This is a genomic window from Kitasatospora sp. NPDC057542 (assembly GCF_042801945.1).
In the GTDB taxonomy this organism is placed as follows: domain Bacteria; phylum Actinomycetota; class Actinomycetes; order Streptomycetales; family Streptomycetaceae; genus Kitasatospora.
This window is the reverse complement of the sequence record NZ_JBHVFE010000001.1, coordinates 1-20,153: the sequence shown is the minus strand read 5'-3', so window position 1 is coordinate 20,153 and position 20,153 is coordinate 1. Positions and strand designations below refer to the sequence as shown.

General features: G+C 70.0%; 16 protein-coding genes and 2 pseudogenes. 10 read left to right on the top strand and 8 right to left on the bottom strand.

Translation table 11 applies throughout. The annotated features are described in order from the left end of the window. Positions 1-37 precede the first annotated feature (37 nt). Together ACFU7Y_RS00090 and ACFU7Y_RS00085 are read right to left on the bottom strand one after the other, a co-directional pair. The gene (locus ACFU7Y_RS00090; RefSeq protein WP_224273543.1) at positions 38-2,029 is read right to left on the bottom strand and encodes a class I SAM-dependent DNA methyltransferase; all 1,992 of its coding nucleotides are present in this window, start codon (positions 2,027-2,029) and stop codon (positions 38-40) included. Positions 2,030-2,117: 88 nt separating this feature from the next. Beyond that, the gene (locus ACFU7Y_RS00085; RefSeq protein WP_224273480.1) at positions 2,118-4,289 is read right to left on the bottom strand and encodes an N-6 DNA methylase; all 2,172 of its coding nucleotides are present in this window, start codon (positions 4,287-4,289) and stop codon (positions 2,118-2,120) included. Between the two features lie 180 nt (positions 4,290-4,469). Between ACFU7Y_RS00085 and ACFU7Y_RS00080 the strand changes: the two genes are divergently transcribed. From ACFU7Y_RS00080 to ACFU7Y_RS00065, 4 genes are all read left to right on the top strand, one after another. Continuing rightward, entirely contained in the window at positions 4,470-6,899 is a 2,430-nt protein-coding gene (locus ACFU7Y_RS00080; RefSeq protein ID WP_224273461.1) for an ATP-binding protein, read from the top strand. Positions 6,900-6,934: 35 nt separating this feature from the next. Beyond that, a complete protein-coding gene (locus tag ACFU7Y_RS00075; RefSeq protein WP_224273439.1) occupies positions 6,935-7,264 on the top strand; it encodes a hypothetical protein in 330 nt (109 codons plus the stop codon). A gap of 358 nt (positions 7,265-7,622) precedes the next feature. Beyond that, positions 7,623-9,011 carry a hypothetical protein gene (locus ACFU7Y_RS00070; RefSeq protein ID WP_224273437.1) on the top strand — a complete coding sequence of 463 codons (1,389 nt, stop codon included), beginning with the start codon at positions 7,623-7,625 and terminating at the stop codon, positions 9,009-9,011. 160 nt (positions 9,012-9,171) lie between these two features. Continuing rightward, positions 9,172-9,309, top strand: coding sequence for a hypothetical protein (locus ACFU7Y_RS00065; protein WP_380765664.1), 138 nt, complete (start codon positions 9,172-9,174; stop codon positions 9,307-9,309). A 256-nt stretch (positions 9,310-9,565) separates the two neighbouring features. Here the strand turns inward: ACFU7Y_RS00065 and ACFU7Y_RS00060 are convergent, their stop codons facing one another. The 3 genes from ACFU7Y_RS00060 to ACFU7Y_RS00050 all read right to left on the bottom strand — a co-directional run bounded on the left by ACFU7Y_RS00060 (position 9,566) and on the right by ACFU7Y_RS00050 (position 12,285). Further along, positions 9,566-9,793 (bottom strand): hypothetical protein, encoded by a 228-nt coding sequence (locus ACFU7Y_RS00060; RefSeq protein WP_224273433.1) that lies wholly within the window; start codon positions 9,791-9,793, stop codon positions 9,566-9,568. Between the two features lie 49 nt (positions 9,794-9,842). Continuing rightward, a complete protein-coding gene (locus tag ACFU7Y_RS00055; protein WP_224273431.1) occupies positions 9,843-10,409 on the bottom strand; it encodes a hypothetical protein in 567 nt (188 codons plus the stop codon). A gap of 514 nt (positions 10,410-10,923) precedes the next feature. Further along, positions 10,924-12,285, bottom strand: a complete 1,362-nt coding sequence (locus ACFU7Y_RS00050) for a tetratricopeptide repeat protein (protein WP_224273429.1) — start codon at positions 12,283-12,285, stop codon at positions 10,924-10,926. Positions 12,286-12,412: 127 nt separating this feature from the next. Between ACFU7Y_RS00050 and ACFU7Y_RS00045 the strand changes: the two genes are divergently transcribed. Genes ACFU7Y_RS00045 through ACFU7Y_RS00035 form a run of 3 tightly spaced genes read left to right on the top strand, consistent with a single transcriptional unit; the run spans position 12,413 to position 15,698 of the window. Continuing rightward, positions 12,413-13,465 (top strand): NAD(P)-dependent oxidoreductase, encoded by a 1,053-nt coding sequence (locus ACFU7Y_RS00045; protein WP_224273427.1) that lies wholly within the window; start codon positions 12,413-12,415, stop codon positions 13,463-13,465. 17 nt (positions 13,466-13,482) lie between these two features. Continuing rightward, positions 13,483-14,535: an NAD(P)-dependent oxidoreductase gene (locus ACFU7Y_RS00040; protein WP_224273419.1), complete on the top strand. Its 1,053-nt coding sequence runs from the start codon at positions 13,483-13,485 to the stop codon at positions 14,533-14,535. Beyond that, positions 14,532-15,698: a DegT/DnrJ/EryC1/StrS aminotransferase family protein gene (locus ACFU7Y_RS00035; RefSeq protein WP_224273417.1), complete on the top strand. Its 1,167-nt coding sequence runs from the start codon at positions 14,532-14,534 to the stop codon at positions 15,696-15,698. Before ACFU7Y_RS00040 ends, ACFU7Y_RS00035 begins: the two co-directional genes overlap by 4 nt. Positions 15,699-15,721: 23 nt before the next feature. Here the strand turns inward: ACFU7Y_RS00035 and ACFU7Y_RS00030 are convergent, their stop codons facing one another. Continuing rightward, a complete protein-coding gene (locus tag ACFU7Y_RS00030; RefSeq protein WP_224273415.1) occupies positions 15,722-16,600 on the bottom strand; it encodes a glycosyltransferase family 2 protein in 879 nt (292 codons plus the stop codon). A gap of 29 nt (positions 16,601-16,629) precedes the next feature. Between ACFU7Y_RS00030 and ACFU7Y_RS00025 the strand changes: the two genes are divergently transcribed. The 3 genes and pseudogenes from ACFU7Y_RS00025 to ACFU7Y_RS00015 form a co-directional block, all read left to right on the top strand. After that, positions 16,630-17,379 carry a hypothetical protein gene (locus ACFU7Y_RS00025; protein WP_224273413.1) on the top strand — a complete coding sequence of 250 codons (750 nt, stop codon included), beginning with the start codon at positions 16,630-16,632 and terminating at the stop codon, positions 17,377-17,379. A gap of 9 nt (positions 17,380-17,388) precedes the next feature. After that, entirely contained in the window at positions 17,389-18,753 is a 1,365-nt protein-coding gene (locus ACFU7Y_RS00020; protein ID WP_224273404.1) for a hypothetical protein, read from the top strand. Continuing rightward, positions 18,723-19,058: pseudogene (locus ACFU7Y_RS00015) on the top strand (kinase); the annotation flags it as partial. The gene ACFU7Y_RS00020 and the pseudogene ACFU7Y_RS00015, both read left to right, overlap by 31 nt. A gap of 198 nt (positions 19,059-19,256) precedes the next feature. Here the strand turns inward: ACFU7Y_RS00015 and ACFU7Y_RS00010 are convergent. Together ACFU7Y_RS00010 and ACFU7Y_RS00005 are read right to left on the bottom strand one after the other, a co-directional pair. Then, entirely contained in the window at positions 19,257-19,397 is a 141-nt protein-coding gene (locus ACFU7Y_RS00010; protein ID WP_224273554.1) for a hypothetical protein, read from the bottom strand. Between the two features lie 620 nt (positions 19,398-20,017). Continuing rightward, positions 20,018-20,153, bottom strand: a pseudogene (locus ACFU7Y_RS00005) (DUF1348 family protein); the annotation flags it as partial.

Genomic DNA, 20,153 nt, shown 5'->3' with positions numbered 1-20,153 from the left:
GGATTAACCTGAGCGAGGTGACGAAGTCGCACTGCTGTCATTCCGTCACCTCCCCAATCAGCGTCTGGATCTCGGCCTCCAGTGACTTCAGTTCCGCGTCGATCTCGGCGAGCGGCCTCGGTGGTTTGTAAACGTAGAAGTGCCGGGTGAACGGGATCTCGTACCCGATCTTCGTCTTGCTGTGGTCGATCCACGCATCCGGCACGTATGGCAGCACCTCGCGCTCGAGGTAGCCCTCAACGTCCTCGTCCAGAGGAACGTTCTCGAAGTCACGCAGGTCGGTGTCCGGTTCCGGTGAGCCCTTGATCATCTGGACCTCGCCGTCCGTGTCCCGGACGCCGATTGCGTCCCGCGCGGCCTTCGCGAACGATGCGCTCGTCGGCCAAAGCAGGCCGGCTGCTACGACCGCGTCCTTGAGTGCGACGAACGCCTCGGACTTCGTTTGCCAGCTCTGGCTATCCAGCACTCGCACCGCTGCGACGAAGTCGTCTGTGTGCTCCAGCTTCTGGACGGGCTTGGCCTCGGCCAGTGCCGTCAGGGTCTCCTCCGTGACCTCGAACCGCAGCTTGAGCGGTCGGTCGACGGTGATGCGCTGGTAGCCGAAGTCCTCGTTCTTGAAGACCTTGACCTTGCCGTGCAGAGGATGCTCCGGATCACGGGCGGCCTGCAGGGCCTCCCCGTAAAGTCGGGTGATCTCGCGAATGTGCTGCTCGCTCAGCTCCTTGCGCTTGTCGCCCAGTGACTTCCGCATCTTCACCCAGTAGTCCCGCGCGTCCAGCAGCACGACCTTGCCCTTATGGTCGGCGGACTTGCGGTTGGTGAGGATCCAAAAGTACGTAGAGATAGCGGTGTTGTAGAAGAGTTGGTCAGGCAGGGCGACGATTGCCTCCAGCCAGTCGTTCTCCAGGATCCACCGGCGGATGTTGGACTCGCCGGACTCGGCCGCACCCGAGAAGAGCGGTGAGCCGTTGAAGACGATAGCGACCCGGGAGCCGCCGCCTCCGTTGACGTCGACCGGCTTCATCTTCGAGAGCATGTGTTGCAGGAAGAGCAGCGAACCGTCGTTGATCCGCGGCAGACCGGCGCCAAAGCGCCCAGAGTCGCCGAGGGTCTCGAATTCGTGCTCGACCTCGTCCTTGACCTTCTTCCACTCCACACCGAACGGTGGGTTGGCGAGGAGGTAGTCGAACTTCTCGCGCCTGTGGCCGTCGTCGCTGAAGGAGTTGCCGAAGGCGATGTTGTCGGGGTCCTGGCCCTTGATCATCAGGTCGGACCGGCAGATGGCCCAGGACTCGGGGTTGAGCTCCTGACCGTAGGCCTCCACCTCGGCGCCAGGGTTGAGCGCGGTGATGTGCTCCTCGGCGGCGCTGAGCATGCCGCCGGTGCCGCAGGCTGGGTCGAGTACGGTACGCACCACGCCGGGCAGGCTCAGTGCGTCCGCGTCGGGCCCCACCAACAGGTTGACCATCAGCTTGATGACCTCGCGCGGGGTGAAGTGCTCACCCGCGGTTTCGTTCGACTGCTCCGCGAAGCGTCGGATGAGCTCCTCGAAGATGTAGCCCATGTTGTGGTTGGACACGACCTCGGGGCGCAGGTCGAGGTCGGTGAACCGGCCGATGACCTGGTAGATCAGCTTCGCGCTGTCCAGCTTGCGGATCTGCTGGTTGAACTCGTACTTCTCCAGGACCTCGCGGGCGTTGTCCGAGAACGCGGCCACGTAGAGCTGCAGGTTTTTCGCGGCGTTCTGCGGGTCGCCGGCGATCTTCCGCAGGGTGAGGGAGCTCCTGTTGTAGAAGGAGTGGCCGGAGGCCTTGCGCAGGAAGCGGTCCTCGTCCAGCTCCTGGCCAGCGAGCTCGGCGGCCCGCTCCGCGACCTTCTCACGGGTCGGCGCGAGTACGCATTCCAGCCGCCGCAGGACGGTGAAGGGCAGGATCACCTTTCCGTAGTCGGACTGCTTGTAGTCACCGCGCAGGAGGTCGGCGACGGACCAGGCGTGGTTCGCCAGCTCCGTATGCTTGCTGCTGTTCAAAGGGTTTCCCCGGTCTTCTCTCGGGTCGTCCGCCACTCTCAGCGGAACGTATGCAGTCTGGTCGATGTGTCGTGCCGGCCGAGGCAGTTCAGCCGGATTGGTGCTGGTCGCCGGACATCGGCGGCAGGAGCGCGCCTACGGTGAGTCCCGCGGTCACCGCGTTCGCGGCCTCCGTGGCCAACGCCGCGGCGCGATGGGCGGCGACGCGCAGCTGGTAGGCGCGGCGGAAGGCGTCGCCGTAGTGGCGTTGCTCCGCCAGCGGCATGAGGGGGACGCGCAACCGCGCCGGGTTGACCTGGACCATGGTGGTGCCGGTCGAGGCGGCGGTGATGTTGTCGGCTGCGCCGAGGAATCCGGCGAGGAACCACGGGTCGAGGCGGGCCGGGTCCGGACGGAGGAGGTGCAGGGCGGAGCCGAGGAGCGCGCCGGCATCGCTCTCGTCCGCGACCCGGGTCATCAGTCCCGTAGAGCTTGGGCTGGAGACTGCGCGCAGCAATACGTCTCCCTCCGCGACCGTTTGGCTGATGTCCGGATGGGCATCCCCGGTCGCGCCCGAGGGCGCGCTGCCGGCCAAGACATCATGTGCCGTCAGCACCGGCTGGCACCCGGTTCCCTCAGTGACGACGCCTCCGCTCTTGGAGTCGCGTCCGCTGCCAAGCGCCACCGACCGGACAACCGCGAGGGCGCCTCCGCGGGTGAGGTCGGCGACAGTTGCGGTACGCCATTCACGCATCGACGTACTGGCCGTCTCCCATTTCGCCGCTCCGCTGAGCGTGGTCAGTTCGTCCAGTTGCGATCCCAGTTGGCCATGCAGCGCGGTGATCCTGCCAACGAGCGCCGCCGGGTCGACATCGGCCGCGGCCGTGCGGACCTGCCGGCCCGGGGTGAGGTCCACGACATCGTCGAGAAGGTCGACCACCGGGACGGCGCGGGCCAGCCCCGACTCGTCGGTAAAACCGTCGGGCTGGTCTCGATACGCCTTCCATGGTGTCAGCACGCGCTCCGCGAGGCCGGCCCAGTCGAAGGCGGCACTCCCCGGTGAGCCGCTCCTTGTGACAGTGCCGACACTGCCCTCGCCGTCTCCATCGATGAAGAGTACGGAGGTGCGCTCGGCGGCGCCGGGGTCGGGCCGCTGCAGTATCCAGATGTGCAGGGCGATGTGCAGCGGGTAGGCGACGCGGGCGGGCAGGGAGACGACGGCGCGCACGGCCCTGCTGCGGACGAGTTCGGCTCGGATGCGGCGGGCGGAGGTGCGGAAGGCGAGGGCGGGCGGCAGCAACATGACGACGTACCCACCGGGCTCGACATGTGCCAGTGCGTGCTGGACCCACGCCAGCTCCGACTCGAAGCGTGAGGGCACGCCGTAGGCCCATCTGGGGTCGTAGGCGAGTTCGTCGTGGCCCCAGTCGCGGTCGCCGAAGGGCGGGTTGCACAGCACGGCATCGACCGTCAGGCCCGGAAAGGCGTCGGCCCGCAGGCTGTCACCGGCGGCGATCACGACCTCCTCCGCCCCCGCAGCCGAGGCGGGCTCGTCAAGTTGAAGGGCCACTGAGGCCCGCTGCGCTTGAAGCGCACGGATGTCCTGTCCGTACAGCTCACGTGCGCCGCGCCTGCGGGCGGCGGCGAGGAGCGTGCCGCTGCCGCAGGCGGGGTCGAGCACGCGGGTCACGGTGTCGGGCAGCAGTCCTGCCATGAGGTCGGCAAGGCCCCGGGGAGTGCGGTAGGTGCCGCTGGCCGCGCTCTCGTCGAGGTCGCGTTCGGCGAGGACGTCCAGCGCGGCCTGCGCACCCGGACCGCGTACACACGCCAGGAGCGCGCGGATCACACCGGCGTCTTCGGTCTCGTACTTCACGGACCGGGTCTCGGATGTCGTCCGGGCGGCCAGGAAATTGTTGGCAGCTGTGGCGAGCCGGTCGTCGGGCAGTTCAAGAAGCTGGCCCGATTCCTGCTCCGGAAGCCGCGCCGCACCTGCCAACAGTGGGAAGAAGCGGGCGGCGTCCACGCCCGCCCCGAGAAGCCGCAGCGTCGTCCGCAGATCCTCCTCGGGTGACGCGGCAGAGGTGTGTCCCCGGCTTCGGAGCCACTGCTGTACGGCGCCCAGGTCGTAGAGCGGGCTGCTCTCGGTGCCGCCACTGGGCGCGGGGAAGTCGGCATGGCGCCGCCGCCAGTTGCTGACGGTGGCGCGGGTGACCCCGGCGATACGGGAGATCTCTGCGGCCGTCACCTGTGCGGACGGCGGCGTCACTGACTTTTGCGGCATGGAGCCCCGCCCCTCTCGGAAGTGGACGGTAAACACTCTACACCACCCGTCAAGGTATACATTCGATTGACAATGCTTTCAGAGATCTGCTTATCTAGATCTGCTTGCACAGCTCGTGCTGCCGTCGTCGCCACGGCAGCCGTGTCATCGTCCCCACCTCCTCTTCTCCAGGAGCGCGCTATGACGACCAGCACCAGCCCCGCACCCACCGCACCCGCACTGCCGGCATCGCCGATCGCGGCCGTCGTCCAGCGGCTGGAGTCCGCTCCGCTGTCCGAGGAGGTCGACGCACTGGTTCGCGAAGCTCTGGACGGTGTCGAAGGTTCCGAGGCCGCCGCCGTCCGTGGCGCCTACCTGAAGTCGATCACCGTCGAAGGCTTCCGCGGCATCGGGGAAGCCGCCACGCTCCACATCCCGCCGGGCCCGGGCCTGACGGTGGTGCAGGGGAGGAACGGCAGCGGCAAGTCCAGCTTCGCCGAGGGAATTGAGGTCGCCCTCACCGGGCGCAATCGCCGTTGGGAGGACGAGGACGGCAAGAACGTGCAGACCGCCCAGCAGGACGGCTGGCGTAACCTGCACCACTCCGGACCGCACCGTCTCGAGCTGGAACTCCTCGCGTCCGGCCGGGTCCGACCACTCACGATCACCCGTACCTGGGCCGACACCACGTCGTTCTCCGAGTCCGAGTCGGCGGTCCTCGGGCTCGGGCCGACCCCGCTGCCGCTCGCAGCTCTCGGCTGGGCGGAGGACCTGCGGTCGTTCCGGCCGATCCTCTCCTACAGTGAGCTCGGCCAGATGATGAGCGCCAAGCCCAGCCGGATGTACGACCGGCTCGCCACGCTTCTGGGCCTCGAGACGCTCAGCGAAGCCGCCGATCGGCTCGCCGCACGCGAACAGCAGCTGACGCTGAGCGAGAAGCAGGCCAAGACCGCGCTGCCGCCCCTGGTGGCGGCCCTCGCGGACGTTCCGGACGAGCGCGTCCACGATGCGGTGACGGCGCTCCGGCAGCGATTCCCGGACCGCGAGCGCATCCGCGCCCTGATCGCGGGGGCGCCGCTCGCTGACACGACGGAGCTGGCCCGGCTGCACCGGCTGGCCGCGCTCAGCGGCCCGGACACCGACGCGGTGACCGAAGCCGTCGCCCGACTGCGGGAGGCCGTCGCAGCGGCCGAGGACGTCCGGCACAGTGACGCCGGCACCGCGCTCGCCCGCGCCGACCTCCTCGACTGGGCCCTGCGGCTGCGCTCCCAGCACCCCGCGGACCACACCTGCCCGGTCTGCCGGAGTGCGGACCGCCTCGACGATGCGTGGGCCGCCGCGGCAGCCGCCCAGGCCGACCTGCTCCGCGAGGAGGCCGCCGAGGCCCGGTGCGCGCAGCAGGCCGTGCGGGACTCCACGGACGACCTGCGGGCACTGATCCATAGCCGCGCGACTGACCTGCCCGATCACCTGCACGTCCTCTGGGACGAATGGGTCGCCTGCCGCGGCATTCGCGACCCGCACGAGCTCGCGGCTCGCGCCGAGAAGCAGGCGGCGGCACTCGCCGACGCCTGCCGGCATGTCCGCCAGGAGGCGAAGCATCGGCTGGCGGAGCAGGACGAGCAGTGGCGCGGCGTAGTCCCGCAGCTCGCATCGTGGCTCGCGCTGGCCGATGAGGCAGCCGCCGCCAAGCCGCTGCTGGCCCAGGTCAAGAAGGCGAGGGCATGGCTCAAGGAGGTGCAGGCCGAGCTGCGTGAAGCCCGTATGCGCTCCATCGCCGAAACTGCGCAGAGCATCTGGCAGTACCTCAGCCAGGAGAGCAACGTCGCCCTCGGTGACGTCATGCTCAAGGGCTCCGAGACGTACAGCGGCCGGGGCGTGGCACTGAACGTCACCGTGGACGACGTCGACGCCTCCGCGCTGGGTGTCGTGAGCCAGGGCGAACTGTTCTCCCTCGCGCTGGCCCTGTTCCTGCCCCGGGCCATGGCCCCGCAGAGCCCGTTCGGCTTCGTCGTCATCGACGATCCGGTGCAGTCCATGGACCCTCGGAAGGTCGAGGGCCTCGCCCGGCTGCTGGAAGAGATCGCCCGGACCCACCAGGTCGTGGTCTTCTCCCATGACACCCGGCTGCCGGACGCCCTGCGCTTCCACCGGATCAAGGCCACGATCCTCGAGGTCGGCCGGTTCCGACGTTCGAAGGTGACCGTCCGTTCCGTCGACGACCCGGTCAAGCGTGAGCTGGCCGCCGCTCGTGCGGTCGCCCGGGACAACAAAGTTACTGCTGCGATCCTCGGTGAGGTCCTGCCCGGCCAGTGCCGCCTCGCTCTGGAGGCCGCCCTCCAGGAGTCGGCCCGCCGCACCCTCCTCGGCACCGGCATGGGGCATCTCGCCATCGAGGAGCGCATCGGCAGGGCCAGTGAGCTGACCAATCTGGCCGCCCTGGCCCTGTTCGGGGAGCCCCGTAGCAAGGCCGATGTGTACCGGGAGATCAGCCGCCGGATCGGTCCCGATGCAAGCAGCGTCGTCGGACTGTGCAACAAGGGTGCCCACGCCACCATCCCGGACACGGACGACGCCATGGCGTTCATCAACCGGGTGGCCACTGCCACGGAAGGACTGCGATCCCTGTGACTGCTACAGCCGATGTGCTGGCCTCAGCGGACCGCATGACCGCCGCCGCATCGCTTCTCGATGCCGGATCCTCCGGAACCGCCCACCCGCGCGCCGCGGTGTTCCTGCTCCGCCGTGCCCTGGAAGCGGGACTCGACGCCTACATCTCCGCCCACCGGCCGGCCCTCGGCCGCTGCCGGACGGAAACCAAGGTTGTATGGCTCGCCCACCACCTCGACGTCCGGTTGGCCGGCCGGCTTGCGGCGGTCTGGCGCAACCTCAGCGGGGCCTGCCACTACCAGCAGTTCGCGTTGCCCCCGACGGTCGGCGAGCTCCTCGGATGGCGGGACGAAGTCGCATTCGTGCTGCGAGCCCTTCGTGTCTGAACACCCGCAGGGCAGGACAGCGTCTGCCGCGTTGAAAACGCTGTTTCAAGCCGCCTGCCAGGAGAGAAGTGAGATGGGCCACCGCACCGCACGGGCCGTGGCTAGTATGCCCATGGCTGTCGATCAAGGGGGATGCATGGGAAGCGCCGGAAGGCCCGAATTCCTGCCCGACTGCGAGGTACCGGCACGCTCCAGGAAGCCGAGCGACGCCACCTTGACATGCCTCGTCAGGTTGGCAAACGAGTCGCTAGCCGACCACTGGCGCACTTCCAGTCTGGAAGCATGCAACATTCGCGGCGGCCCAGCACTCGCGGCAGCCTCATTCATCGTCCGGGCACCAGGTCCCTGGCACGAGGACTTGCAGCGGATCCTGCAACTGTCCAGAGTGCAGGTTGACCGGCCTAGTTACTCCGCCTCCGACTACACAGTCGGTCTCTGCTACGTCGCCGGCGCCAAGGGCCTCCCCGCGGGACTGCGGCACCGGGCGGCCGACACGTTGGCGCACGGCCGTGACGACCTGGGCTACTTGGAAGCCCGCTACCTGCTTCCCAGGAACAGCTGGGATTGGCTAGCGGATGCCGTACGTGACGGGTGGGCGCTGTGGACGGCAAACCTCTTTGCCGCGGACGAGACGGCCCCGCTCACCACCCGCATGCGGGTAGGTCTGGCTCTCGCCGAGCACAAGCACCCTGCCGGATACGTGCCTGAGGCCGTGGAGCAGCTTGTTGCGCACCAGGGTGCATCGAGCGCGACCCGACTAGCGCTTGCCGTGGCCGTGGCACAACGTGCTCCGAAGGATGCTGTGGGCCTGCTCTGCTGCCTCGCATCGGATCCGATCGTCCAGGCCGGACACCGCATGCACGCTATCGGGCTGCTCAACGAGATCGACCTGACGAAAGCGGAGGAGATGCGGGCCTTGCAGACCCGTCTCCCTTCTTCCGAGGCAGCCCGCAAGCAGCGTCGGGAGGCTGTCGAGCGTGCCGAGAAGGAAGCCGCGGCGAGGCGCGACCAGGAGGCCGCTGAGGCAGCCGTAGAGCGACTTGACGCCAAGATCGAAGAGCTTCTGGGCGACTTGCGCGAGCGAGGCTCGGCGGACTCGCTGGCCGATCAGCTCGATAACCACATCGCGGAGGAAAGCTGGGAAGAGGTCGTCCAGGATGTTGCCGACATCTGCCATGTGATCCGTGATGAGGAGGTCGCATCCTCGCTCCGCCTGCTGGAGGTCCTCACGCAGATCCGGTACGGCAATGGGCCCAGTTCACCTATGGAGACTCCCGGCTCCGAGGAGCTGGATGCCCGGCAATTCCCTCGACTGACTCAGGAAGGACTCAACGAGTACGCACGCACCGAGGCTGAGCGCGCCTGGATGTTTTGGAGGGAGCTCGTCGAGAAGCACGGCTGGGATAACGACCAGCTTGGTGAACTCGACCGCCAGGAGGAGGAGGTTGACCAGAACGTGCGCGACGGTGTGGAGCGCAGAACCGGCGATCACCTTCGAGAACTCCAACAACACCTGGTGTGGGAACTCTGGCCTAGTCTCGCAAGCGCTGCAGAGCGCAGGGACTACGGCACCGCACGAGACCTCTTGGTCGCCGCAGGACTCCTTGCAGATGAGGCGGAGAACGCGCTCAATCTCTGGAAGACGGCTTCAGCCGAGAGCTACGCCTTCGATCCGTTGACGATGTCATGGCCTCGCGAGTTCTGGCTGGTTCTGGAGAAGTGGAAGCAGGGCTGGGCGGCCCAGTAACATCCGGCCGCCGGACGTTCGACGCGGCCAAATCCGCCGCATGAAGGTGTGCGGTGCGCGTCGGTGGCCAGGTAGGGGTCGGCGCTTTCCGGCGATGGAAGCTCTTGCGCCGCCCACCCCAGCTCCCCTCAACTTCGATTATTTACTACAGGAGCGGGCGATGGATAACAAAATTCGGCTGATCAGCGACGGCGATGGACTTGCGGCCATTGGGAACCCGACGGATGTCAAGCGCTTCCTCACGTCAGAGGGATTACTGCCGTTTTCGAAGGACCTCGGATTGCAAAGACTCGGCTGAGCAGGAGCGCGGTCGCCTGCGGGAAGGCTCGGCGGATGCGGGAGGCGAAGGCGGCGGCTACGTCTGGGGCCGGAAGGTTGAGGAGGCGGCGGCCCGGGCGGGGGCCGGCCAGCTCGATGACCGGCAGGTGTGCCCCGAGCAGGACGGCGGGCAGCAGGCGGTCCGCTTTCGTCAGCCAGGGTGGTATGGCAGTCAGCGTGGTGGCGCGACGCCACAGCAGCGGTGGGGTCGGGTACCGGTGATCACGGGGGTTGACTCACAGGGCCTGGATGCGGTCGGAGGCGGGGGTTTCCTCGAACTCGATGGCGGCGGCCTCGGGGGCGTGGGTCCGGGCGTGGGCGGCGACGAGTTCGTAGGCGGTGACGGCGACGCCTTGCTGGGCTTCGGCCTCGCGGAGCAGCGCGTCTTGGAAGCTTCTGCTCGGGTCGGTGCGCCGGTAGGGGGCGGGCCCGGTCGGCGCGAGGATCGGTCGGGAGTTCGGCATGGCGGTCCTGGGCGGGTCGTGTCCGGGCCGGTTCGCGGCCCGGCGGGCGTCAGTTGGTGGCGTGCAGCATGCGCTTGGAGAGGTCTGCGATCCGGTCGGTGAGCGCGACTGCGGCGCGGGCCTGGGCGGGCGTGTGGGGGTTGTCGTGCGAGCAGTGCTGAGCGAAGCGCAGCGCGATCTGGGTGAGCTCGTGCATCGCCACGGGGTCGTGGGCTGGGATCGTCAGGCTCCAGCTGGAGGCGTCGATGCGGTGCGGGACGCCGGCGCGGTAGGCGAGCAGCACCCGGTCGGTGGGCTCGTCGCCGGTGAAGTCGTCGGGCAGATGCCCGTTTTCGGTCAGCCAGTCGCAGAACGGGCCGGGCAGGATGAGCGTCCACCTGCTGGTGGCGGGCGCGTGGTTGGCGGCCTGCTCGGCGTAGGCGTGGGCGTAGCCGAGGTGGCGGGCGGCCGTCGGGGTGCCGTGGGCTTGGAGTGCCCAGTCGTAGCCGCAGGCGGCGTGCTGGTGGTAGCGGCGTGCGGTGGGGCCGAGGTTGGTGTCGGCGGCGGCTCGGCGGTGCCGGTCGCGGGCGGCCGTAACAATCTCGGCGGTGGCAGGTTTCGGCGGCAGTGTCGGCATGGCGGCCTTCGGTCAAGCAGGGGTCGGTCCCTGCGACGGGTTGGGGGTGGTGGGGCTCATTGGCAGCCCCACCACCCCCAACCTCTCCAACCGCCCACCGGCTGGGCACACCAAGTTTCCTACTGGGGTGGGCCGTTGGACTCGCGCCGCGCCTTCGCCGACGGGCGCGGGACCTACGCGGGCCATTGGCCGACGGGACGGGCTCGGGGCTCAGGTTGATCCCGGTGGCGGCGTTGACCCGTGCGGCCAGGTCGGCGAGGGCATGGGCGAAGGCAGCTGCCGTGGTCTCACCGCGGGCCGTGACGGTCAGCGCGCGCCGGTCGGAGCAGTGGATACCGTCGGCGACCTTGTGGCCGGGGTGGCAACCGATGAGTTCGAGCAGCCAGCCAACGCTGGCCCGTCAGTGGCCGTCGCCGTCGGTGCGGACGGGGCATCCGGCGGCGGACCAGCGGTCGGCTTGCTCGAGGGTGACGGGGCGGGTGAGATAGGTCGACGTGTTGCGCGAATCCGCAGGTCACTCCGCCCGCAGCAGTACGGCCCGGCTGGCGAGTTCGGCAGCGCCACGGACTCCTCGCCTGGCGTAAAGACCGAGGGCGGAGTGCATGGTGTCCAGCTCTGCCCGGTTGCGGCGAGAGGCGACGCCTTCCATCAGGTCCAGGCTCTGGCTCCACAGGCCCACGGCTTCTTCGTAGCGTCCTTGGGCTGCGACGGCCTTGGCGATGTTGGCGAGGGTTGTGCCGCGGAGGCGGTGGTAGGTGCCCGGGCGGCGGTTGTCCAGGGCTGTGCGGTAGTGGCGTTCGGCGGCCTTGTTGTCCCCCATCTCGGTCAGGGTGCGTCCGGTGTGGGAGGCCACGGTGGCCGCGGCAGGGCCGGCGGCTGCGGCGTAGGCGGGGATGGTGTCGGCGCCACCCGCGAGCATGGCGTCCTCGGCGGCGAGGATGAGCTTGGCGGCGGTCACTCTGTCACCGTCTGCCCCGTGAGCGCGGGCCGCCGTGATGAGCAGCAGCGCTTCGGTCTGCCGGTCGACCTTGCCGCGTGCCCGCTCGACCGCCGCCTGGGCTAGGCCGACGCAGCCGGCGGGGTGTTTCAGGTCGAGCGCCTGGTGGACGAGGGCACGCATCGTCCATGCCGTGTGTCCGGTGGGGTCGCCCTCGCAGGCGAATTGGTAGGCGAGCAGGTAGAACTTCTGCGCGGCGCCTTCCCTGCCTGCGTCATGGCACTTCCAGCCGATCAGGGTGGTCAGTTCGGCAGCCGCGCCGAAGGCGCTGGCGCGGATCTCTTCGTTCGGGAAGGCGCCCGCGTGGAGCATGGGGGTGACGACGTCGTCGAGGTAGGTGGTGATGGCGGCTAGGCCGTGGCCGCCGCCGTGCCGCTCGTCGGCGGTGCGGAACATCTCGGTGAACTGTCGGACGGTTTCGAGTTCGCCGGCGCCGATCCGGCGTCCGTTGGCCACCGCACGCAAGACGGCGGCGGCGGCCTGGTGGTCGTAGGTGAGCGGGAGCGCGACGGCGGCGGTGGAGAACGCGAGCGCGAGGAAGTCACGGCGGCGGTGCACGATGAGCCTCCTGAGGTCGGCGGCGGCGGCCAGCGGGTCGGGGTGCATGGTTTCCTCGACCGGGTCGCAGCCTAGGGCGAGTTCCGCCACGGTCACCTTGCGTTGGAGCTTCCTTCCCAGGGCTTCGGCGAGATAGCCCGGCGCCCGCCCGGTCGGAGTGCCGCCGGCTACCCAGTAGTGGACCGCTGAGCGGGAGGTGCGCAGCAGCTCTCCCGATTCGGCCGCGACTGCGCGGGTCGCCTTGGCGAGGGCTTCGTACGTGTACCCGGATTCTTCGATGGCTGCGGCGAGCTGCTGGTTGCGTTGCCGTTTGTCAGTCAACTCGGCCTCCCTGAAACGATCTTGAACAGATTGAACGGGATGGGTGAGCCGCCACCGTACCGCTGCGGGCTGTTCGGGCGGTTCACTGGCGGCACCCAACCACACTCCCTCAGGAGGTTCATTCCTCATGGCTGACGTGTCCTCCGATCCGCAACTGCGACAGCTGGCCGGCGCCACGGTGCTGGTCACCGGCGGCGGTGGCCTGGTCGGCAGCCGCATCGTCGCGCAGCTCGCCGCCGCCGGGGCCAGCCCGCTCGTTCTCGACCGCTTCGACGCCTACCCTCACCCGGTGCGGGACCGGTTCGAGGTGGACCGGTATGCGGCCGAGGTCGTCCTCGGTGACGTCCGGGAGCGGGCCACCGTGAACTGGTTGGCCCGGCGGGCGGACTTCGTGGTCCACGCTGCGGCGTACGCGGACGTCGCGGCGTGCACACGGCGCCCCGACATCGCGTTCGCCTCCAACGTGCACGGCACGCAGGTCCTGCTGGACGCGGTGCTGGACTCCGCCGTGAAGCGGATGGTCTTCGTGTCCTCCGCGTCCGTGTACGGCGACGGCATCCCGGCGGCGGACGGCCCGTCCCGGTTCACCGAGGACCAGCCGCTCGACCCGATCTCCGTCTACGCCAACACCAAGGTCTGGGCGGAGCACCAGGTGCGGCTGCTGCTCGCTGGTACCGGCACGGAGCACGCGATCGTCCGGTACTTCTCCGTCTACGGCAACCCGCAGGTGCCCAAGCCGCACTCGCACTCGTGGATGGTGCCGTGGATGGCCATGTCCGCCCATACCGGGCAGCCCATCCGGCTCAACGGCGGCGGTCGGCAGGTGCGCGACATGGTGCACGTCGAGGACATCGCCCGCGCCACCATCCTCGCGCTCGTCAGCGACCAGATGGCCGGCCGGACGGTCAACGTGGGCACCGGCGTGCCCACCTCGGTCCGGGAGATCGCCGAGCTGATCGCCGACCACTACCCCGGCGCGGAGTTCATCACGACGCCGATGCCCGCAGGCGACCCGCGCGGCGGCTACGCCGACACCCGCCGCGCCGCCGACCTGCTCGGCTGGCAGCCCGGCATCCCTCTGGACGACGGCATCGACCGCTACGTGGCCTGGCTGAAAGCCACCCCCGAGGCCGTCCCGGACTGGTTCACCACCCCGACCTCGGCCGCACTGGCCGCCTGAACGAAGGGATCATCCTGATGCGCGTCGTACTGCTCGGCGGAGCCGGCTACCTGGGCACCGCCGCCTCCCACCACCTGACCGCCCTCGGCCACGACGTCACCGTGGTAGACGGGCTGATCTACCATCGCGGGGACGACCCCGCCGCTCTGCTGCCCCGCACCGCCCGCTTCGTGCACGGGGACCTGCGAGACGCCGACCTGCTGGCCCGGGTGAGCACGGACGCGGAGGCGATCGTGCACCTGGGCGGGATCGTCGGCGAGCCAGCCAGCCAACTGGACGAGCAGCTCGCGGTCGAACTCAATTACGCCTCCCCGATGATCGCCGCCGAAGCCGCGGCCGGGGCAGGCGTGGGGCACTACGTCTTCTTCTCCTCGTGCAGCGTCTACGGGCTGCACGAGGGCACCGTGAACGAGGACACCGCACCGAACCCGCTGGGCATCTACGCCCGCACGAAGGTGCTGGCCGAACGGCGGCTCCCCGAGGTGCTGGGCGGTACAGCGCTGACGAGCCTCCGCCTGGCCACTGTGCACGGCGCCTCGCCCCGCCAGCGGCTCGACTCGGTGGTCAACAAGATGGCGTCCCACGCGGCCTCCACCGGCCGCATCCCCCTCAACGGCGGCGCCCAGCGCCGACCGCTCGTGCACGTCGGGGACGTCGCCCGGGTCCTGGCCGGGGTGCTGGAGCAGCGGCTGACCGGCGCCTGGAACGTGGGCAGCGACGAAGAGAACCACACCATCGGCGACATCGCCGCCACGGTGGCCGACGTGGTGCCCGGCGCGGTGATCGACCGGGGCCCGGAGCGGGACGAGGCCGACGCCCGCGACTACCGGGTCTCCTTCGCCAGCCTCCAGCGCGCACTGCCCGGCACGTGCTCCACGCCCCTCAAGGACGGTGCGCGGGAAGTCGCCGACCTGGTGCTGACCGGTGCCATCACCAACCCCGGGCAGGCCCAGTACGACAACCACCGCGGGCTGATCGCCGCCGTCACCTCCGGAAGGGTCGGCCGCCTGGCCACCGCCGAGTGCCGGCGCTACGGCACCGAGTACACCAGCGCATGGAAGGCGTCATGACCGTCTCCGCCGCATCGGCCAAGTCGGCCACCACCGCACGGTTCCTGCCGTGGAACCGGCCCTCGATCGGCCCGCAGGAGGAAGCGGAGGTCCTGCACACGCTTCGCTCGGGCTGGCTGACCCACGGGCCGAAGGCGGCTCGCTTCGAGGAGGCCGTGCGGGAGGCGCTCGGCACGGAGGACGCGTTCGCGGTCTCCTCCTGTACCGCGGCCGTGCACTTGGCGCTGCTCGCCGCCGGGATCGGGCCCGGGGACGAGGTGATCACGCCGAGCCTGACGTTCTGCGCGGTGCCGAACGCCGTCGTCCAGTGCGGCGCCGCCCCGGTCTTCGCAGACGTCGACGCGGTGACCTTCAACCTCGACCCCGCGGCAGCCGAGGCGGCGATCACCTCCAGGACGAAGGCGATCGTCGTCATGCACTACGGTGGCCAGCCCTGCGACCTCGCCGCGTTCCGCAGACTGGCCGACGACCACAGGCTTCTGCTGATCGAGGACGCCGCCCACGCGCTGCACGCCTGGCGCGACGGCGCGCGGGCCGGCTCCGTCGGCGACCTGGCCGTCTTCTCCTTCTACGCCAACAAGGTCATCACCACGGGTGAAGGCGGCATGCTCGCCGGGCGCGGTGACCTCGTCGAGAAGGCGCGGCTGCTGGGACGGCACGGCATCGACTCCTCCGCGTGGCGGCGGCACGGCGAGCGGCGCACCGCCGACTACGAGGTCACCGTCCCGGGCCTGAAGTACACGATGCCGGACATCACGGCGGCGGTCGGCGTGCGGCAGTGGGAGAAGCTGGAGGACTTCACCGCCGCCCGGGCCCAGATCGCCGCCGCCTACGACCGGTCCCTGACCGGCCTTCCGGGGCTGCGCCTGCCGACCGTCCTCGATGGGGTCCGGCATGGTTGGTTCCTGTACCCGGTGCTGATCGGCCCGGCCTTCGGCCGCTCCCGGGACACCGTGGCCGAGGCACTACGCGAGGTGCACGGGATCGGTACCAGCGTGCACTTCGCGCCCGTGCACCGGCTCGCGGCGTACCGGCAGCTGGAGGCCCACCTACCCGTCACCGAACAGGTGGCCGCCCAGCAGCTGTCCCTGCCGTGCTACCCGGCGATGACCGCCACCGACGTGCAACGGGTCATCGACGCGATGCACGCCATATGGGTCTGACCAACCCCTGGGCGGGGCGGCCGTCAGAAGATCGGCGGCCGCCCCAGCTGGGCCATCCTTCGCACCGTGCTCCACCGCATCGGCCGACGCGGCGGGCACGAAACCCGGATGCCCTCGAAGAAGCCGCCCCACCACGCCTTCAGGCCCTCCATCGGCGGGCGGCGCAGCAGGGTGTAGCCGATCCAGGAGGCCAGGTAGACGGGCACGAGGAGCGCTGGCAGGTGGCGCTTGGCGAGCCAGACGCGGTTGCGGGCGGTCATGCGGTAGTAGGCGGCGTGGCGGGCCGGGTCGGTGCGGGGGTGCTGCAGCACCATGTCGGCGCGGTAGTCGATGCCCCAGCCGGCGTCCAGGGCCCGCCACGCGAAGTCGGTTTCCTCGTGGGCGTAGAAGAACGGGGCAGGGAACAGGCCGACCTGGTCGATCACGGACATGCGGATGGCGTGACCGCCGCCGAGGAACGTCGTGACGGGCCCGGACTGCATCGGGTCGGACGCGCCGAGGCGGGGGACGTGCCTGCGCTGGGTGAACCCGGTCTCGTCCGCGATCCGGAACGAGACGATGCCCAGCCGCCGGTCCTGCTCGAAAGCCTCCCGGATCAGGCGGAAGGTGTCGGTGCGCGGCAGCAGGCCATCGTCATCCAGCACGACCAGCACGTCCGTGCCGCCGAGCTCGCGCAGCCGCTCCACCCCGGCGTTGCGCCCGCCCGGGATTCCCAGGTTCTCCGGCAGCTCGACCGCGTCCACCCACTGCGGCAGCTCGGGCAGCTTGATGCCCTGCCCGAGAACCACCGTACGCACCCCGGTGTCGGCGCCGTCCTGGGCCTGCACCGACTCCAGCAACGCCGCCAGCTCGGCGGGCCGGTTGCCCATCGTCAGCACCACCACGCCCAGCGTGACGCCCATGCGAACCGACCTGACCCTTCGAGGACTCGATGAACTCTCCGACACCCACGGCCGACGACCACCGGTCGCTGCACGAGCTGGCGGCCGCGGGCCGCTTGCCCGACCACCAGGTGATGGACCAGCCGACGCTGGAGTGGATCGCCGGCCAGCGGCCGGGCGGTCCGGGTGTGCGGCCCAGACTGCCACACCCCGCGAAGGCCCTGGTACCCGATCGGGCCTGGTTCGCCCGCACGGAGACCGCCACCTCCATCCACGGCGTCCTGCACGGTGCCCGGGTCGCCGTCCTCGTCCAGTTGCTTGCCGTCGGCCACCACCTCAAGCCCGGCCGGGTGCTCGCGCTCGCTGCGGCGGCGGCCTGCCACGACTGCCGCCGCTTCAACGACCGCACTGACCCCGGCCACGGCCAGCGCGCCGCCGACTGGCTCACCGAGCACCTGGCTGACCTCCAGGTCGCGTTCGGCCACATGCCCAACGCCGAGGCGATCACCGCCGTCGCCCTCCACGACGTTCCCCCGCACGCCTTCACGCCCGAGCTGCAGGCCGCCTACCGGCGGCACCGGACCGCCGTCGACCTGCTCAAGGCCGCCGACGCCCTCGACCGCTACCGCCTCCCCGCCACCCGCTGGTGGCCCGCCCTGCACCTGCTGCGCCTCCAGGTCCCCGCCTGGGCGCCCGTCCTCGCCCACGACCTGGTGGTACTCACCGAGCAGGCTCGCCTCGACGGTGCCTCCGACGCTCATGCCGTCCGCCTGGCGCTCCGCGCCCTGTCCGCCGAATAGGTGACGCCCGTGCACGCTGACTGGGACCTCGCCCACACCAACCTCGACTCCCCCACCGGCGCTCACCTGCCCGCCGGCCTCACCACCGCCCCGGACCACTGGCGCCAGCGCCTCCAGCACGCCCCCAACGGGCACCTCCTACGGCCCGACGGCAACGCCATGCTCACCGCCCTCGCTTCCGGTCGCCCCCTGAGCCTGCTGCACCTGACCCGCTCGCTGGACGTCGTCCGCACCAGCGGCCACCTGCTCGCCTCCACCGGCTGCCTCGTCGGCGCGATCTACGGATCCCCGCTCACCCCGCTGCCCGGCGGCGCGCTGCGGCCGCACAACCTCGGTACCCACCTCCTCGACACCCGCCCCGACCTCGACAGCAGGCGCGACAGCATCCCCCTGGTCATCGAGATCACCCCCGACCGCCCGGTCGAGGCCGCGGGCCTGGACTACCTGCGCCTGGGCGCAGTGCACCTGCGGGCCTTCGACCGCCACCGCCACGCCTTGACACCCGCCGAGGACGAGAAGGTGGCTCGGTCGGTGGCCGACCGGGTGCGCGCCGCCGCCCCGCTGCTCAACCTGATGCTCGACCTCGCCTCCGGCCGCAGCCGCCCGGAAACCGGTCTCTTCCTCGACCGGCTGGCCGCCGCCGTGCCGGTGATGCCCTACCTCGGCTACCTCTACTTCGAGACCGTCGCCGAGTACCTGATGCTCCACTCCACCAGCACCGCGACGAAGACCTACGCGGGGCTGGGCGAGATGAACAACCACCTCTACAAGCAGCTCGCCCTCACCGCCGTCGCCGGCATGGGCACCCTGTTCGACCTCGGCCGGTTCCACCCTGGCCACCGTCGGCTGCTCCAGCTCGTCGACGCCATCGAGCCGGGGCTGTCCGAGGCCGCCGCCGGCTTCGTCCGTGACCGCCTCTCCCACCGCTTCACGGCCACCGCCCTCGCACCGACCGCCGACGCCTCCACGTTCTCCTTCACCGCGGCGACCACCGACGAACTGCGGACGTCGGCCACGCCGCTGCTCGGCCAGCTCCTGTTCCGCGAGGTCCGCCTCCTGGACCGGTACCCGCAGCTGTATCACCTGTTCGAGCAGGAGAAGGCGGCGGAGGCGTGGACGTACTGGAATCGCCGGAGCATCAGCGCGCCCTTCAACAGCTCCTGCGGTCCGAAGGGCGAGGTCGGCGTGAACCCCGCCGCCCCGCTGGCCCGGGTGACCGTCTGGACGGCCGAGCAGTGCTCCCGCGGTCTCCTCCACCCCACCGAACAGGTGGTGGTCGTGCCGGCCCCTCGGCTGGTGCCCTGGCTTGTTGCCCAGCTGCGCGACAGGACGGAGGAGGAGCGGTGGAACAACCGGTCGCCGGTTCAGGCGTGAGCGGCCCAACCCTGATCGTCCTGCGGGGCAACTCGGCGTCGGGGAAGACGAGTACAGCCTGGCGTCTGCGGTCCCTCGTCGGTGAGGGCCTGGCGATCATCTCGCAGGACACCGTGCGCATCAACGTTCTCGGGGAGCCCGACGTCCAAGGCGGGGCCAACATCGAGATGATCAGCGGCATGGCCCGCGTCGCCCTCCGCCGGGGCTTCCACGTCGCCCTCGAAGGCATCCTCGCGTCCGAGCGGTACGGCGAGATGCTTCGCGGGCTGCATCGGGACCATGGTGGCCGGAGCTGCTTCTTCTACTTCGACCTTCCGTGGCCTGAACTTCTTGTTCGGCACGTCACCCGCCGGAAGTCGCAGGAGTTCGGGCCGGCCGAGATGCGAAGGTGGTTCATCGCCCACGGACGTCCTCCCCGGAGTCGGAGAGGTACTAATCGGTCCGGACAGCAGCTTGGACAGCTCTGCGCAGCTGATCCTGCAAGCGGCGGCGCTATCGCCCGCTCATCCGGCCGCGCCGCTCACCCCGGAGTCACCGGGGTGCTGATTACGGGTGGCGCTGTGCGCGACACCACCCGCGGCAAGAAGTGCCTCCACCCCGTCCGAGTAGCAGGGCATCAGCTCGCTGGCCTGCTCGATCGGCATCCATGCGTCTCCGTCTGGGGTGGCGATCTGAAGGCCGCCCGGTCGTGGGCTGGATGATGGGCAGCTGGCGGAGTCGAGGCGCCCGGCGGAGAGTGAGCGGCAGGCCGCTCTGACGGTGACGGCCTACGAGTTCTGGGCGCCGTTGTCCGGCAAGGAACGGGTGGTGGCCCGCAGCGAGTTCAAGCGGATCTCCGCCAGCGTCAAGGCCTCGGCGTAGCACCCGGAGATCAGACCTTCGCCTTGACCGGCGGCGGCACCTCGACGATACGGCCGAAGGCGGCGCCCATGCGCAGCGCGAAGATCGCGTTGCCGTGGACGTTGGCGAAGCCGCGGCAGATGGCGCCCTTCGTGCTGGGCGGGGCGAGGGCGGGCAGGGTCGAGTGGCAGACGATGTGCCCGTCGGCGGCGAGGGCCTCGGTGGCGAGCTGCCTCAGGCGGCCGGGGGCAAGGTGCATCAGGTTGCCTGGGTGGTAGATGCAGGTGTCGCACAGGCGGGCAAGGACCCGGACCTCCCCGGTGGCGGGGTCGGCGACGGCCGGCGCCGGGTCGTCGTCGGGCTCGGGCTGCGGTCGGTTGGAGTTCACGGTGTTCCCCTGCTCTGGGTTGGCGGGACTGTGTGGGCCGGGGTGGTCGTCGGGGCGGCGTCCGAGGGGCCAGTGGAACTTGCGCTTCGACTCCTTGATGGGGAGTTCGTTGATGGCGGCGTAGCGGTGGTGCATCAGGCCGTTGGCGTCGAACTCCCAGTTCTCGTTGCCG